General features: G+C 59.1%; 12 protein-coding genes. 2 read left to right on the forward strand and 10 right to left on the reverse strand.

Going from position 1 to position 16,725, the window contains the following annotated elements; all coding sequences use genetic code 11:
* Nucleotides 1–213 precede the first annotated feature (213 nt).
* The 4 genes from JOE33_RS00955 to JOE33_RS00970 all read right to left on the reverse strand — a co-directional run bounded on the left by JOE33_RS00955 (nucleotide 214) and on the right by JOE33_RS00970 (nucleotide 4,907).
* Nucleotides 214–1,539, reverse strand: coding sequence for an FAD-binding oxidoreductase (locus JOE33_RS00955; protein ID WP_096138979.1), 1,326 nt, complete (start codon nucleotides 1,537–1,539; stop codon nucleotides 214–216).
* 40 nt (nucleotides 1,540–1,579) lie between these two features.
* On the reverse strand, nucleotides 1,580–2,248 hold the full coding sequence (locus JOE33_RS00960) for a haloacid dehalogenase type II (protein ID WP_187625758.1): 669 nt from the start codon (nucleotides 2,246–2,248) through the stop codon (nucleotides 1,580–1,582).
* A gap of 191 nt (nucleotides 2,249–2,439) precedes the next feature.
* Nucleotides 2,440–3,795, reverse strand: a complete 1,356-nt coding sequence (locus JOE33_RS00965) for an aspartate aminotransferase family protein (RefSeq protein ID WP_122529502.1) — start codon at nucleotides 3,793–3,795, stop codon at nucleotides 2,440–2,442.
* A 26-nt stretch (nucleotides 3,796–3,821) separates the two neighbouring features.
* On the reverse strand, nucleotides 3,822–4,907 hold the full coding sequence (locus JOE33_RS00970; RefSeq protein WP_187625757.1) for a phosphotransferase: 1,086 nt from the start codon (nucleotides 4,905–4,907) through the stop codon (nucleotides 3,822–3,824).
* 298 nt (nucleotides 4,908–5,205) lie between these two features.
* Here JOE33_RS00970 and JOE33_RS00975 point away from each other — a divergent pair, with 298 nt between their 5' ends.
* Both JOE33_RS00975 and JOE33_RS00980 read left to right on the forward strand, forming a co-directional pair.
* Nucleotides 5,206–5,889 (forward strand): GntR family transcriptional regulator, encoded by a 684-nt coding sequence (locus tag JOE33_RS00975; RefSeq protein WP_010434739.1) that lies wholly within the window; start codon nucleotides 5,206–5,208, stop codon nucleotides 5,887–5,889.
* Nucleotides 5,890–6,043: 154 nt separating this feature from the next.
* On the forward strand, nucleotides 6,044–6,484 hold the full coding sequence (locus JOE33_RS00980; RefSeq protein WP_187625756.1) for a TspO/MBR family protein: 441 nt from the start codon (nucleotides 6,044–6,046) through the stop codon (nucleotides 6,482–6,484).
* Between the two features lie 131 nt (nucleotides 6,485–6,615).
* Here the strand turns inward: JOE33_RS00980 and JOE33_RS00985 are convergent, their stop codons facing one another.
* The 6 genes from JOE33_RS00985 to JOE33_RS01010 all read right to left on the reverse strand — a co-directional run bounded on the left by JOE33_RS00985 (nucleotide 6,616) and on the right by JOE33_RS01010 (nucleotide 16,628).
* Nucleotides 6,616–7,794, reverse strand: coding sequence for a DUF2252 domain-containing protein (locus JOE33_RS00985; RefSeq protein WP_010434742.1), 1,179 nt, complete (start codon nucleotides 7,792–7,794; stop codon nucleotides 6,616–6,618).
* 217 nt (nucleotides 7,795–8,011) lie between these two features.
* A complete protein-coding gene (locus JOE33_RS00990) occupies nucleotides 8,012–8,749 on the reverse strand; it encodes an NUDIX domain-containing protein (protein WP_010434744.1) in 738 nt (245 codons plus the stop codon).
* A gap of 222 nt (nucleotides 8,750–8,971) precedes the next feature.
* Nucleotides 8,972–10,600, reverse strand: coding sequence for a methyl-accepting chemotaxis protein (locus tag JOE33_RS00995; protein WP_010434746.1), 1,629 nt, complete (start codon nucleotides 10,598–10,600; stop codon nucleotides 8,972–8,974).
* A gap of 468 nt (nucleotides 10,601–11,068) precedes the next feature.
* A complete protein-coding gene (locus tag JOE33_RS01000; RefSeq protein WP_187625755.1) occupies nucleotides 11,069–14,101 on the reverse strand; it encodes an efflux RND transporter permease subunit in 3,033 nt (1,010 codons plus the stop codon).
* Nucleotides 14,098–15,201, reverse strand: coding sequence for an efflux RND transporter periplasmic adaptor subunit (locus JOE33_RS01005; RefSeq protein WP_187625754.1), 1,104 nt, complete (start codon nucleotides 15,199–15,201; stop codon nucleotides 14,098–14,100). Before JOE33_RS01005 ends, JOE33_RS01000 begins: the two co-directional genes overlap by 4 nt.
* A complete protein-coding gene (locus JOE33_RS01010) occupies nucleotides 15,198–16,628 on the reverse strand; it encodes an efflux transporter outer membrane subunit (RefSeq protein ID WP_187625753.1) in 1,431 nt (476 codons plus the stop codon). The genes JOE33_RS01005 and JOE33_RS01010 overlap by 4 nt, the downstream gene beginning before the upstream one ends.
* Nucleotides 16,629–16,725 lie beyond the last annotated feature (97 nt).

Raw genomic sequence — 16,725 nt, forward strand, 5'->3', positions numbered from 1 at the left:
GTCGCGACAGCTCTGGAAAACCGCTGTTGCGTATGAAATGCGCCTTCAGCGACAGACTGTCGCTGAAGGTTTACTGGCCAGAGAGCAGAATTCAGCCTGCAATAAAAAGAGCGCCGTCGATGGGGTGTTCATTTCGCGCAGGTGCTGGTTCGAACTGACAATTGAAGCGCGAAGGCGCGCTCTAAAGACTTTTCCAACAAAAACGGCCTCAGCTCAAAAATCCGCCACCTTGCCCCAGGCGGAGGTTTGAAAACGGTCCGGGTGATAAGGACGCGGATCAACAATGGGGCTCGCACCGCTGACAATATCGGCAATAAGATGGCCCGCGCCCGGACCAATGCCAAAACCATGCCCGCTGAACCCGGCCGCAATCACCAACCCCGGCAGGCTGGCCATTTCGCCGATACCGGGAACGCCGTCCGGCGTGCTGTCCACGTAACCGGCCCAGGACGCCTGGATTGACGTACCCTGCAGTGCCGGCACCAATTCCACCGCGCGCTTGTACGTCAGTGCAACTGCGGAGGCGTCAGCGCTTGGGTCGAGAATGCGCATTCTCTCCATCGGCGTGGGCTGGTCCAGGCGCCAGCGCTTCAAGCTTTCGTGGCCTGCGTGCCAGCCTTCCAGCCCCCCAGGGGCAAGGTTGCGCCAGCGGCGCTGAAACATTGGCAAGAATTGTGTAGAAAACCTCAGCAACTGCGGAGTGATATCGACTCGACCCCGGCCACTGATCGCCAGCGTGTAACTACCATCAAAGCGGCGAGTCATGGACGCGCCAGTGGTATGCAGTGCGCTTGGAATTTCCTGGCTCGGGGCGGTAACCGAAAGTACGGTCTGACGAATCGTCGCTTGCGGGAAGCGAATACCATACTGGCGGCAGAATGAGGACGCCCAGGCGCCTGCGGCAAGCACTGCGAGCCGGGTGCGGATGGTGCCTTTTTCGGTGACCACTGCCGATAATCGACCGCCTTCGGTCTCGACGCCCCGCACGGCGCAATCCTGATGCACGCTACTGCCCAGGGCCATGATCGCGCGCGCGACTGCGGGGGCTGCGCGGGAAGGGTCGGCAATGCCATCGGTGGGCGCAAACACCCCACCCTTCCAAGGTTTGCCAGTCGCCCTGCCCCGTTCGGCGGCCTGCTCGGCATTGAGCATCTGGGTCTGCACGTTGACGGTCCGCGCAAACTCGCCCCAGCGCGCCCATCCTTCCAGCTCCTGCTCGTTGTTGCTCAGGTAGAGTAAGCCGCACCGCGTAAAACCGGTCTGTTCACCGGATTGCTCGGCGAATTGCTCCCACAGTTCCAGGCTTTTGGTGGCCATCGGTAATTCACGCGCATCGCGATTCTGCTGACGGCACCAGCCCCAGTTACGGCTTGACTGCTCGGCGCCTATACGGCCCTTTTCGACCAGCGCGACCTTCATGCCGCGCTTGGCAAGGTAATAGGCGGTAAACGCGCCGATGATACCGCCGCCGATCACAACCACATCGGCTTCCGCCGGCAGATCTGCAGAGGTATGCACGGGAGTTAAAGGTGCTGGCATATTCTGGTTATCCACATGAGTTCAGAAGAATGACGTGTTGCTATAGCCCGACCAGTCCGGCCAGCCCGCCGATATCCGCGATCTGGTGGTAGCCGAAGGCAGCATTGGCCGGCTGTTCATGACCCCGGGCCACGAAGGCCTTGTGCTTGATCTTCATGTCGTGGGCCGACATCAGGTCATAGCGAAAGCTCGACGAAACGTGCAGCACATCCTCCGGCCCGCAGCCCAGGTTATCGAGCATGAATTCGAAAGCCGCCAGACGTGGCTTGTAGGCCTGGGCCTGCTGGGCGGTGAAGACCTTGTGAAAGGGTGCGCCGAGCTTGTCGACGTTGGACATGATCTGTTCGTCCATGGCGTTGGAAAAAATCACCAGGGGAATCTTGCCAGCGATTTTCGCCAAACCCGCCGGCACATCAGGATGTGGCCCCCAGGTTGGCACAGCGTCGTAATACACCTGGCCTTCGTCGCGGTATTCGATACCCCAACGCTTGCACGTGCGCGCCAGGGCTATCTTGAGAATCTGGTCATAAGGCAGCCAGTCGCCCATGACCTGGTCCAGGCGATAGGCTGCGTAGTCCTTGATGAATTGTTCCATCCGCTCTGCCGGTACGCGATCGGCAAACAGATCGCGCGTCAGGGCTGCGGTTTTGAAGTTGGTCAATGTGCCGTAGCAGTCGAAAGTAATGTACTTGGGGCGAAGAGCGCTCATGAGTGCGGTCCTTAATCAGTGATGAGATCATTACGGCACAAACCGCTGTGGTGTGCCGAGCATCTGGCCCTCATGGGGTTATTACACCATCATGAGGCCGTAAATAAGCGGTTAAATACAGGGCTACTCGGTACAAACCACCGTTTAAAAGGCACGCCTCGGCAGACTTTATCGAGGCGCCCGGGTGGGCTTTACAACTCGGCAAACGCGCTTTCCAAGGCGTCAAGCAGTCGACCCGCCTCCCTTGCTGTCCAGATCAAGGGTGGGCGAATTTTCAGAATGCTTGCATCGGGTCCGGTGGCGGAAATGAGCACCCGTTTTTCCCGTAGATGGTTGACCAGGCGCAGAGCGGTCTGCATGTCAGGCGTTTTGCTGGCCCTGTCCTTTACCAGCTCGACGGCGAAGTACATGCCGGTGCCTCGTACGTCGCCAATGTGCTCATACCGCGCAGCCAGGTCCTTGAGGCCCGCCATGATCAGGCTGCCCACACGGTTGGCGTTGGCCATCAACTGCTCTTCGGTAATCACATCCAGCGTCGCCTGAGCGGCTGCAATCGCAACACTGTTGCCGCCAAAGGTATTGAAATAGCGCATGTCGCGGCCGAAGCTTGCGACTACCTCCGGACGCACCATCAACCCTGCCACCGGGTAGCCGTTACCCATGGGTTTGCCCATGGTGATGATGTCCGGCTCCACCGCGTGGCGTTGATGCCCCCAGAAATGTGTGCCGCTGCGACCAAACCCCGACTGGACCTCATCGGCGATGAACAGGCCTCCTGCCTTGCGCACCACCTCGGCGATCGGTCCGAATACGTCGACCGGATCACAGAAAACGCCATCCGACGAGAACAGGCAGTCGGCAATGAATGCTGCGACGCCGCCGCCATGGCGTTGGATATCGCGGATCTGCGCCGCAACCTGGTCGGCCATGTAGCGACCCAGTGCTTCACGTGGAATGCGATAGGAGTCCGGAGCAGGCACCCGGCGCACGAACGGGTCGAGCTTGGCATTGATGCCCAGCGACGGCGAAAAGGCTGCCACGGTCGCCGAATTGCCGTGGTAGGCCTCGGCGGTGACGATGACTCCCGTATTGCCGGTGTGATGCCGTGCAATGCGGATGGCAAGATCGTTGGCTTCCGAACCACTGCACGTGAACATCAAGTGCCCCTCGGCGCCCATCTCTCCGTCGGCCGTGGCGCGCAGCTGTTCGGCATAGTCAAGAATGCCGTCCTGCATGTAACGAGTGTGGCTGCACAGTTTATTCATCTGTTCAGTGATCGCGGCGATAACGCGCGGATGGCAATGCCCCACCGACACCACGTTGTTGTAGGCATCCAGGTACTCGTTGCCGTCCTTATCGTACAGATAAGCCCCTTTGCCACGCACGACACCCACCGGCTCGTTATAGAACAACCGATAGGCAGGCCCCAGCAAATCGATCCGACGCTGAATATGTTCACGTGCAGCAGGGTCGAGGCGATCGACGTTGGCAGGGTTGAAGCCGTTTGGCATGTCACCACGGACAGCCTGGATGTTTGAGTTGCTCATTTAAAACCCCCTAAGCAGTGGATGAATCAGTGGGCGAAGCGCATCAAAAGCGCTGACATCTGTGACGGTGACCGGCTAAGCATCCAGTCCAGCTGCCCCCATCCCGGCGCGGCGTTCCTCAGGATGTAGGCACTGTTCTGTGGGAAAAGCTGCGAGCGCCAGGTGGTAATCAACGCTCTGGCAACCAGCCGCGCCATGGCCAGGTGCGGGATAAGGGCCAGTTCCTCAGGCGTGAGGTCGGCAACTTGCAGGTACCCTTTGAGCAGGTCCTTGGCGGGGGCAAAAATATCGAGGTCTTGACCGGGGTGCGCCGCGAGCAACTGGTTCATCATGGCCGTGGACACATCGATGGCAATGGCGGTCTTGACCGTGTCGCCGAAATCGATGATCGCCCCGACACACTGCGGGCGATGCGCATCGATGACGATGTTCGAAGTATTGAAGTCGTTATGCAGTACTTGTTGTCGGCACCCGGCGATCAAACCCTCCACCTCGCCAAAGCGCTCAAGCGCCCGCTCCAGCGAGTGCCGGCGCGCGGGCTCGACGACGCCGTTGAGCAGGGGCTCAAGTATCCGCAGGTGCTGCACATCCCAGCACACCTTGCGGGACTCTGCCGGGTGGGCAAAGTCGGCAGTGGCCAGCCTGAGGTGGGCAAGCAATTGGCCGATCTGCTCGCGCCCCTGGGCGTTGAGGGTGGTTTTATCCAATGGCGTACCTGGCAGAAAGCTCAGAAGCCTCACCTGCCTTGACTCACCGCTTTCGGTCATGACTGTGGTCAGGTGCCCGCCGTCCAGCGCGGGGTAGACCCTGGGAATCGGCAACTGGGGTGCCCTGCGCCCGATGTGCTGCATGACTTCGATTTGCAGCGAGAGCTCAATGGGCGACTCCTGCGGGTTGGCGATCTTCAGCACATAGGACTGACCGCTTGAACAATCGCAGCGAAACGTATCGTCTTTTTCCGTGGCGAATCGTGTCAACTGCGCGCTGATACCAAATTGCTCCAGCACGATACGCCGCCCTTCCTCCAGCGACACTGGCGTGAAAGGCGCCGCCAAATCGCCTTGTAAAGCGACAAGGCTTTCGCTGAACCCATCCTTCCCAATCACTTGCATCGCTGGACTCCTGGACGTGGCAAGCCATGCATGGCACGACATCGATGCGAAGATATTGTGCTACAATTATTTTTATTGGAAGCAGATATTTCGGTTGAAAAGCTAATTGACAGGCAGGACTTTTTGAAAAATTCTTAATAATCATAGACTTAACAGTGTACAAAAATAATTCAGATAGCCGTTGAAAATATTATTGTTGTACAACTCAAAAGAATTCCCGCTGCGTCTCTGGTGCGCGCCCACCCATGCGTACTAGAATCACGCGCTCTACCGAGTTCCAACCCTCGTCGTGGTCAACATGATTTTTTCCAGCGCGAACATTGAAACATCCCCGGTCAGGCTCTCGGCGGTCGAAGCACTGGCTGCGAAGCTCAAGGCCAGGATCCTGAACGGTGACTTCGAGCCAGGCGAATTTCTGCGCGACGTCAAGATGGCTGATGAGTACGAAGTGGCGCGCAACACGTTTCGCAGTGCGGCACAGTTGCTGGTGTCATTCGGCTTGTTGCTGAAAGTGCCTAATCGCGGATTCTGCATACCCGAGTTCGGCCCGGACGACATCGTCGACATTGCCCGGCTGCGTGGCGTGCTGGAGACTGAAGCGGTGCGCATGATTATCCTCAATGGCACGGTCCCGGCTGATGCGCTGGACGCCGTAGAAAGACTGCGCAATACCGCACCCGATACCCCACGCTCAGACATTGTGACTGCTGATGGTGACTTCCATCGGGCGATCATCCGCGCCAGTGGCAGCGCACGCCTGCAGCGCAGCTACGCGATGCTGGAGAGCGAGATTGAGCTGCTGTTGGTACTGCAACAGCCCTGTTATGAGGACCCCAAGCAGATCGTCAAGGACCATGAGCACTTGATAGCCTGCCTTCGCAGTCGCGACTTCGAAACGGCCCGCACAGCGTTTGTCGAGCATTGGGAGGATTTGAGCGCCAAGCTTTTACGCGCACAGTTCGAACGACGACAATCGCTGTGATCAGCGCAACAACATTCGTCATTCAACGCTGGGAAATTGCACCCCTGCGCCCTGCCCCTCACATCAAAAAAACGGATCTTTTCAACGCAAATGCGTCCAACCTGGGTATCGCTACCACCGATCAGCCCCATAAGCCCTCGACCCAGGACACCCCATGACCTTCTTCATTTTCCTTCTAGCCTGCTGCGCCGCCGGAGCAACCGGCATCATTTTCAAGCCGGGAGCATGGTACGAATCTCTTAAAAAACCGAGCTTCACCCCGCCCGACTGGGCCTTTCCGGTGGCGTGGACGACGATTTATCTGCTTCTCGCCTGGGCCGGCTATCGCTTGACGCTGATCCCCGGCAGCGAGATCGTGCTGGCCCTGTGGGCGGCTCAAATTGCGCTGAATACGTTGTGGACGCCGGTGTTTTTTGGCGCGAACCGTCTGGTTCCTGCGATGGTGATTCTGGTTCTGCTGTGGATCGTGGTTGCCGCGATGATCGTAATGGCCTTGCAACTGGACATCATCACTGGGCTGATCCTGTTCCCTTACCTGGTCTGGCTCTCGGTAGCAGCGGCGCTGAACTTCTCCATTCTGCGCCACAACCGATAAGTACCGGGCACTTACTGTCTTGTGCTTCGCCGGAGAGCTTGAGCGGAATACTGGTTAACCGAAGCCTGTGCGCCAGGGACGGCCAACATAAGCCACTAATCTGTTCCGCTCATTTCGGCATTTATAAGATGCTAGAGCGCGTAACGCCGACAATGCTCAAGATAGCCTTGCTCGTGACTCCCGACCAGTTGAACGACGCTCGACCATAGCCAGGAGGGAGCGTCCAGCGTATCGGACCGATTGGCTTGCAGATCCCTGATCCACGCCGCGCGTGTGGCCAGATCCATCTGTCTGGCGTGGGCGTTACCAACAACTTTCGCGAGATACGCTGCGGCCTGCATGGCCTCTTGCTCAGTGAGCTCGTCAAGTTCCAGCTTCATGTCTTGAGGAAGCAGCTCACGTATGAAGAACGAATGATCCAGCATTCGCACGGCAACCATTCGGCTACCCAGGCCGGGCGACAGGTTGCGGGCGCCCTCCACTACCCGTTTGCCATTGTCTCTGGGCATGCGAGCCCTCGCCGTACGTGGGGCCGCTGCTGCGACGGCTTCCTTGACGTCGAGCAGGCAGAACTCTTCATCCTCTTCATCGCCAACACCCATCAGCACCGCATAGCGCAGCAGCCCCAAAGAGCTGCATCCTTTTACCCAGTAGGCGGAGTCGAGTAAACGCACACGGTCATCCTGGGATCTGCCTTTGAGCGATGTCACCAGCGCATGAATCTCCGGCGTCTCACAAAGCTCCTTGATTGCATCGCGTTCCGCACGTGACAGTTGCCAGAAATGCTTGCCAAGCGGAATGGTCGGTTGCGTACCTTCGAAACGCTCCTTGGCAAGGTGCTTCCAGGTGCGTTGTACCGCACTACGCATGCCAGCTTTCACTTGCGCAGGACGATCGGGCTCTTCATCGTCGTCGCCCATAAACGCCTCTTCGTAGCCCTGCATCATCTCTTCCAGCATTCTTGCCGTGGTCACTCCAGGCAGATCCGAGCCACGAGCAGCCGTCGCCAACGACAACCCCAGCCTCACCAGGTCGTGTGCGGGATTGCCGATGACGGCTTGATCGAGGTCGCGGATATGCATGTCGATGCGCCCTCTCGAATCCCCCGTGGGCCCCAGGTTGCCGGCGTGACAATCCCCACAGATCCAGACTGGCGGACCGCTGGGCAGACGTCTGCCCGACTGACTGTGAAGCCACTCATAGAACTGGGCGGTATTGCCTCGAACGAATGCGTGCGCAGACCGCGCCATCTTTAAATTGCGCAGGTTGATGAGGGATTTGAGACGTGTGTCGGGGCGAGGCGTTTTCATCGGAAAACCTTGAAGAGGGTTATTCCATTGACTCGTGATGTGACACGAATGTTTCAAGATATTTCAAATTTGATCAGCAGGTTGCATCCAGTGCTCAAGCCCTGCTCAGGCTACCCCGCTTCATTTCGCCAGGCATGCGATGCACAGATTTTGCCCTGCTAGCCGCAGTTCAATCCGCATGTTTTCCCATATACCTAAAGGCAGAGTTTCCGGTTGATCAGCCAGTTGTCGTGAAAATCTCCTGTTTTTTATGAGGTCCGATATTGGCGGAGTACTCGGTGGAGACTAGACCTTGGCTGAATGCGACATCTTTGAGCAACTGCCGGTTGGACAGGCTATTGCTGTCGTCTGCCAGGTAGGATTGCAATGCTACCCATTTAGCTTCTTCGATTTCGGCGGTGTCCAGGATGTTTATACGCTGCGTCAGGGCCGTCATTCGGCAGATGAAGTGAATATTGGATTTGCCAAATTGGTAGGGATGTCTGGTGGTGAACGCCACGATGGATTTGCACTTCGATTCGATCCCGGTCTCTTCCAGCACCTCGCGCTCGATCGAATCCTGAATTCGTTCGGCGCTGTCTACATGCCCTCCCGGCAGCTTGAACCCCTTCGTGCCTCGCTCCTTCACGACAAGGAGTTCCCCTGCATCGTTAATCACAATGGCCCCCGCTCCTACAGTATGGGTGGGTATGAACGGAACGAATGCCTGCTCGAACGGGCGGCGCACCAGAGTCAGTTGATCGCTCAGGCAGCTATGAAAGGAGAAACCGGCAGCGGTGAAGACCGGAATGCTCTGGGCATTGCTGATGGGCAGTGTGACCCAGGCCAGCGCCAGGCGCTCGTTTTCGATGAGGGTAACTAGCGCGTCGACAGTGTCACGCAACGCTTGCGGGTCATTTGGCAGTGAAGCTGCGTCGACAATGACCCCGTTGAATCTGTCCCGTGTGAATTCCAATGTGCACCTTTGGATTGGCCTGTCTGCCGGGATTGTAATGAGGCGGGAGCAGCTTTGCGAATGCTCGCGGCTGGACAGGTCGACACTCTCAAGCGAGTCGACTCGGCAAACTCGCTGGGGCGACCCGTAGACAGTAGACAAGAGACGAATCAGGGAAAGCAGCGTGTATTCCCGGTCAAATTGTCAAACGACCGGACCGGAAATACACCTGCACACGCAACGTTACAGCTTGAACTGCGCAACCATGGTGTTGAACGAAGTCGCCAGCCGTGACAGTTCCTGACTGGACGCGCTCGTCTGGTTGGCGCCTGCTGCCGACTGTGCGCTCAGTTCCTGAATATTGACCAGGTTGCGATCCACTTCGCGTGCCACCTGGGCCTGCTCTTCGGACGCCGATGCAATCACCATGTTGCGCTCGTTGATCATTCCTACGCCGCTGGTGATTTTTTCCAGTGCGCTGCCTGCGCGCAGGGCAAGTTCCTGGGTGTTGGTGGCCGTCGCCAGGCTTTTGCTCATGGCCGCTACCGCACCGTCGGCACCGGACTGCACGGTGCCGATCATGCCTTCGATTTCCACCGTTGAAGCCTGGGTGCGATGCGCAAGGGCGCGCACTTCGTCGGCTACCACGGCAAACCCTCTGCCTTGCTCACCGGCGCGTGCAGCCTCGATGGCAGCGTTCAGCGCGAGCAGGTTGGTCTGTTCCGCGATGCTGCGGATGACCTCAAGCACTTTGCTGATATCCCGGACGTGGCCAGCGAGCGTTGTGACCGACCCCGTCGACTCGGTGATCTCACTGACCATGGTGCCGATGCCCTTGACGGTGTTATCCACCTGGCCCCGACCGTTAGCGGCGTCGGTTGCCAGTGCTTTCGACTCCTCCGACGTAGACACCGCATTGCGGGCTACCTCTTCAACAGCCGCAGTCATTTCGTTCACTGCCGTTGCCGCCTGTTGAATCTCGTCATTTTGCCGAGTAAGACCGCGGGTGCTTTCTTCAGTGACCGCGCCAAGCTCTTCGGCAGCGGACGCAAGCTGATCGGACGCGCTGGAAATCTCCTGAATCGTCCGTTTCAAATTGCCCTGCATCGTACCGATCGCATTGAGCAGGTGCCCTGCTTCATCGCCTCGGGTGCTGGAGACGCTCTGGGTCAAATCACCCGATGCAATACGTTGTGCCACTTCGATAGCGCTTCTCAGCGGTCCGGTAATCATGCGAGTGATCAGAATCCCCAACATGATCGCCACCACAAACGCGATGACAATACCTGCGGTCAGCATGAATACGGAGGTGCTCTGCAATCTGTCAGCGGCCTCTGCACCCTCTTTGATCTGACGCTTGTTGGAGTCGATCATGACCTGTAGATAGCCGCGAGCCTTGTTGAACTCTCCGTCCGCCAGTGCGTTGAGACGATTGCGCGCTTCTTCCAGTTTGCCGGCCTGCTGCAGATCAAAGATGTTCTGGGAGGCTGATATGTAAGCGGGCATCAAAGTGTCGTACTGGTCACCCGCTGCGCGTTCGTCGTCCTCTAGCGGAGTGGCACGGTAGATGGCATAGACTTTCTGCGCACGCTCCAGCTCACCATTGATGCTTTGGCGCATTTTTTCCGCCGTGGCCTTGTCCTTGGCATCGAGCAAACGGTAAAGCCCGCGGTTATGAGTGGTCAGGGCGGTCATCGTCTCGTTGGTGTTGGCCACGGAAACCAGATTATTCGAGAACGTCAGTTCGAGGGCATCGGAAAGCCGGTTGATACCGAGCATGCCCAAACCACCCACAGCCAACGTGATCATGGCGCAAACGATGAACGCGGCCATGAGTTTTTTAGCGAAACTGGTGCGATTTATCAGGTTCATTGATTATCCATCATCGTTAAGTAAGGGATCACTTTTGTCCGGAAGCCCTACTGCACTTGAGGCAAGTAGTGACGCGTGGATTTTGCGCACTTTTGCTCTAAGCGGTTCGTCGGACTGCAGAAAGGGTCATCCAATTTCTGTGCCAGAGCAGCACCTGCTTCTAATAACAAACTAACCGTGGCGTAGTAGGTATCTGCCGCCAGAACGTGAGCTTTACAGGCCGCGAGGGGGAAAGTGCTGTTCACTGCACTCCAACTTTTCGCGCTCCCTGTCTTTATCGGCATGGGCCGGATTTTATGAATAGGCGCGGGGGCGTTACTGACTAAAAAGTTGGCGACTGGATGAAAAAGGGGCACTGGCGCGCTGCGTGCACTCAGTGGAACCCCAGGAGGAAATATGTCGGAATGCAAAGTAATCTCTGGTACTTATCCCTGTCAGGGAGCCTGCTCCGACGCAGCATTACACTGTTTATCGAGGCAGGCGAAACCACTTTTTAAGTGTCTCATGGCCATCATCCACATAAGTAAAGATAACGGGCACCACCAACAGGCTTAGTACAGTAGAGGCCAATAGTCCGCCGATGACAACCACCGCCATTGGCTGGCGGAAACCTGATTCGCCACCCCATCCCAGTGCGGTCGGCAACATGCCGGCACCCATTGCAATGGTGGTCATCAGGATCGGTCGGGCGCGTTTGTGACAAGCGTCGATCAACGCTTCATAGCGGCGCACGGTCGGTGCACGGCGAGTCATGATTGCGTACTCCACCAGCAGGATCGAGTTCTTGGTCACGATCCCCATCAGCATCAGCAAACCGATGACCGAGGCCATGGAAAAACTCATCCCGCCGATCAACAGTGCCAGCAGTGCGCCGCCGAGCGATAGCGGCAGCGCCGAAAGGATTGTCAGCGGCTGCATGAAGTCATGGAACAGCAGCACCAGCACCGCGTATATACAGAACACACCGACGGCCATCGCCAGGCTGAAGTTGCCAAACAACTCGCTCATCAGTTGCAACTCGCCCTGCTCCACCAGTTTTACTTGTGCTGGCAGGTTCTGCATCACGGGCAACTGCCTGGCCTGCTCCATCACTTCGCCCAGATTGCTGCCATTGAGTTCGATGGACAGGGTGATATTGCGCAAGCGATCGATACGATCAATCTGCGCGGGGCCGCTGCCCATGCTGAGTTCTCCCAGTGACGCCAGCGCGATCTGGCCATCACGCCCGGTGACCCGTAACTGAGCGAGGCTCTGCAGGTCGGTGCGTACTTGCGGCTGCATGCGCACCCGCACATTGATCTGGCGCTGGGACAGATTGATCTTGCCCAGGGAGGAGCTATATTCGCCATAGGTGGCCATGCGCAAGGCGTCAGCGATGTCCTGGCTACTGATGCCCTGCTCTGCCGCCCGGAAAACATCCGGGCGCATCTGGATCTCCGGCCGTTGCACCGCAGCACTTGAGGTGACATTGCCGATGCCTTTTATCTGGCGCAACTGCGGTTCAAGAGCGGCGGCGGTACGCTCCAGCAGGTCGCCATCATCGCTGGCAAGGACGATGTCCAGCCGTTCGCCGCTGGCGTCACCACCGACAGTCACCCGCACACCGGGCAAACTGCGCAAACTCTCACGCATGCTCGTTTCCACCTGAGACTGTTTCAGTGCGCGCTGGTCTCGCGGTAGCAGATCGACGGTCAGTATCGCGTTGCGATTGCCTGTACTGCCCGCATCGCCGCTGCCGGCCACAATGAAAACGTGGGCCACTTCAGGAATCGCGCGTAAACGCTTTTCAGCCTGCAAGGCAATCTCGCCGGTCTGAGCGATACTGCTGCCGGGCGGCAATTCCAGGCTGACAGTGCTGCTGGCAATATCCTGGGCAGGCAAAAAGCTGGTCGGCAGCAACGGAATGAGTGCCAGCGAGCCGATGAACAAAGCGCCAACAATGGCAATGGTGGTCTTGCGGCGGCTCAGGCTGGTGTGAATCCAGCCCAGGTAACGTCTCATCAAGCCGCTGTCTTGCTCGCCATGCGAGCGAGCCTTGAGAAAATGTGCCGCCATCATCGGTGTCAGAAGACGGGCGACCAGTAACGAAAACATCAATGCAGCGCTGGCAGTCACGCCGAATTGGCGAAACAGTTTGCCGGAAACCCCGCCCATGAAAGCGGTCGGCAGGAACACCGCGACCAGGGTCACGGTGGTCGCCAATACCGCAAGGCCGATCTCGTCGGAGGCCTCGATTGCCGCCTGCCGCGGGGTTTTGCCCATGCGCAGGTGTCGCGCAATGTTTTCAACCTCAACAATTGCATCGTCCACCAGGATGCCGATCACCAGCGCCAGCGCCAGCAGCGAAACGGTGTTGAGGCTAAAGCCGGCAAAATACATCACACCGAAGGTCGGGATGATCGACAAAGGCAGTGCCGTGGCCACGATCATGGTTGCCCGCCAGTCACGCAGGAACCACCAGACCACCAGCACCGCCAGCAACATGCCTTCGTAGAGCAGCGCCATGGAGCCGCGATAGTTTTCCATCACCGGCTCGACGGCATTACTCGCCTCTTCTATATGCACATCAGGGTGTTGCCTGGCGAACTCACTGACGGCCTGACGCAAATCCCTGGTCACGCCGACGTCGGAAAAGCCCAGGGAGCGGATGACCTGAAAACCAATCACCGGTTTGCCGTCGCGGTAGGCCAGAGTGGTGCGCTCGGCATGGGTATCACGCACGGTGGCCAACTGCTGCACAGCGAGCATCCGGCCATCGCTGACGGGAATGCGGATAGCGCCCAGCGCCGCCGGATCGTCAATGCCGCCAAGGACGCGCAGCGCCTGTTGACCGCTGCCCAGATCGCCCTGGCCCCCGGAGTTGTCTTTTTGCATTGCCCGCAAACGGTCCGCGATGTCCGTCACGCTCAGACCCAGACCGGCCATCAGCGCGGGATCAAGGTCAACCTGGACTTCGCGGTCCACACCGCCCACGCGGCTGATCTTGGCGACACCACGCACGGTCAGAAGCTGTTTGCTCAACTCATTGTCGACAAACCATGACAACGCTTCTTCATCCATGCGTGGCGCATCGACCACATAGGTCAGCAACGGCGTGGTATTGGTGGTCAGACGCGTTACCGAAGGCGTGTCGAGGCTGGCTGGCAACTCGGCGGCAGCGCTGTCCACCGCATTGCGCACTTCGTTGAGGGCTTCGTTGCCATCCTTGTCGATGTCGAAGATCACATTGATGATCACGCTGCCTTCGGCAATTTGCGTGGTGACATGCTTGAGCAGGCGCAGCGAGGTCAGCTTGTCTTCGAGCTTGCGCGCGACTTCGGTTTCCAGTTGCTCGGGGGCGGCGCCTTCCAGCGAGGCACTGATGACCACTGCGGGCAGATCGGTGTCGGGAAAGTCCTGAATACCGAGACGCTCGAATCCGAGGACGCCAAACAGCGTCAGCATTAAAAACAGCATGACCGCCGGAACCGGGTAACGGATCGACAACGCGGAGATATTCATTGCGTGCGGGCCTCGGCGTTGACCAGTGTCACGCTGGCCCCGTCATTGAGAAAGGCCCCGCCGCTACGGACGATCTGTGTCTGCTCTGCCAGGCCGCCAAGGATTTCCAGCGCCGATCCACGACGCCGTCCGACCTCTACCACCTGCTGGCTGACGCGCATGTCCTTGCCCAGTACAAACACATAAGAGCGTCCATCGCGCAGAATCACGCTGGTGTCCGGAACCGTCAGCGCCGGGCTGGACGGCAGCTCGATGCGGCCGCTGGCGTACATGCCGGCGCGCGCCATCGACCCTATCGGCAGGGAGACATAGACCAGCGCCCTGCTGGTCTTGCCGTCGAGCATCGGCGAGACCAGCCGCACGCGCCCTTCGACCTCAATGCCACCCGGCAACATCACGCGGGCCAACTGACCGGCCTTAACGCCCGGCAACTGTTGTGCATCCAGTTCCGCCTGCCACTCGATGCGGCCATCACGGATCATCCTGAACATTTCGCTGCCCGCCGACACCACATCGCCAAGCAAGGCCTTGCGCCCGGAAATGATCCCGTCATCCACCGCGACGATGCGCGTCTGCGCGAGCTTGATCCGGATGCTGCGCAGATCGGCGTTGGCCGAGGCCAGGTTGGCTTCGGCGGTCTGCACCTTGACCCGGTAATCTTCCAGTTGCTGCTCGGACAGCGCCCCGCTTTGTCCGACCAATGCCGCACGTCGCGCATTGGAGCGGGCTTCCTGCAATTGCGCAGTGGCCTGGGCGGCTGCCGACTTCTGCTTGTTTTCCTCGGCCAGCACGCTGTCATCGGCCAGCGTCGCCAAGACCTGGCCCTTCTTCACCTGATCGCCGATATCAGCCTTCAGGCTGGCGATACGCAAGCTTCCGGTCTCGGCACTGATCACGGCTTCCTGCCACGGCGCGAGCGCACCGCTGGCCACCCTTTCCTGCGGCCAGTCTTCGCGACGTGGTTGAACCGCCTCGACCGTCAGGCTGGTGGCTGGCGCTGCAACGGCGGCCGGTATCGGTTCTGCACGGCCAAACAACAGCCAGCCCGAGATACCCAAGGCAGCCAGCGTCAGCAGACCATAAACACGTATCTTCCTCATACGCCGCCCCGCTTCGGTGTCTCACCGGCCAAACCGTCGCGACTGCCCTGCCATCCACCGCCCAGGGCCTTGTACAGGGCAATCCAGTAGCGCACCTGATTTTGCTGCACGGTGATCAATTCGATTTGCGCCGAGAGCGCCGAGCGCCGCGCCACTTCGCGGTCCAGCAGGCTGGCATTGCCGGCCTGCCAGTTGCGGTCTGTGGCCTCGAACGACGCTTCATAACCGTCGCTGGCCCGCTGCGTACTGGCTTGCGAACGCCGTGCCGCGTCCAGACGTACCAGTGACTGCTCGACCTCCATGACCGCGGTGCGCAAGGTCTGCCGATAGGTCGCCAGCGCCGTGTCGTACTCCGCCCGCGCCGAGTCCACTGCTGCCCGCCGCTTGCCTGCGTCGAACAGCGGAACAGTCAGTTGCGGGCCAAGGCTCCAGTTGCGGCTGAAGATTCCGGTGGTGGTCCCCACCTCGAACGCGCCGACCAGACTCAGGCTGGGCAGGCGATCAGCCTGGGCCGCGCCGATCTGCGCATTCGCGGCGGCCAGTTCGCGCTCGCTGGATGCCAGGTCCGGGCGCTGGCGCACCAGGTCGGCGGGTATTTCCCGTACATCCAGCAACGCGGGCTGCGGCAGTCGCGCGGGGGTATGGCCGAGCACTTCGCGCACCTTTTCCTCGTCGCTGCCGGTCAGGGCCACCAGGCTTTTGAGCAGCACGTCGCACTCGCTTTGTTGTTTGATGAGCGTCGCATTGCTGGCCGCTGCACTGGCATCGCTCAACGAGGAATCGGAGGCTGCGGTGAACCCGGCCTGAAACGACACGCGAGTCAGACGTGCGGTCTGCTCCTGGGATTGCGCCTGATCACGGTAAGCGTTCACCAGCATCTGGCAGCCGCGGTATTGCACAAAGTCATCGCCGACTTCGGCGGCCAGCGATACGCGAGCGTCATGCCAGTCATTGACACGTGCTTGGAGCAGATTGCGCGAAGCCTCGTCGGTGCGTCGCAGTTTGCCGAACAGGTCCAGTTCCCAGGACGCATCGAGGGTTGCGCCGGAGGTCGTACCGCTCTGTTGTAATCCGCTCTGAGTGATGCCGGCGCGTGACTTGCTCACGCCGCCGCTCACTTGCGGCAGCCTGTCGGCAAAGCTGCCGTCCAGCGTCGCGCGTGCCTGGGCAATGCGCGCCAGGGCCTTGTCGAGGGACGGGCTGTCTGCCTGTGCCAGACGCAGCAGGGTTGCCAGTGCCGGGTCATTGAACTGTTGCCACCAATCCTCCAGCCCGACCGTCGACGCGCCATGAGGCAGCGGCGCATGCCACTGGCGGGCGACCTCCACCGCAGGCAACTGGTAGTCCGGGCCTAGCGTGCAGCCACTCAGCAATGAAACCAGAAACATCGAAGACAGGACGTGGCCAGCAGGTTTGCCAATAGACATAAAGCTCTCGAAGATTCCGGAACAGTGGTGTCTTGAGAAAGGAGGCAACGGGGCAAGAATCCGGACGATCAGGAACATTGTCGCGAGGTTTCTTACA

The organism is Pseudomonas sp. PvP027, assembly GCF_017833005.1.
Classification (GTDB): domain Bacteria; phylum Pseudomonadota; class Gammaproteobacteria; order Pseudomonadales; family Pseudomonadaceae; genus Aquipseudomonas; species Aquipseudomonas congelans.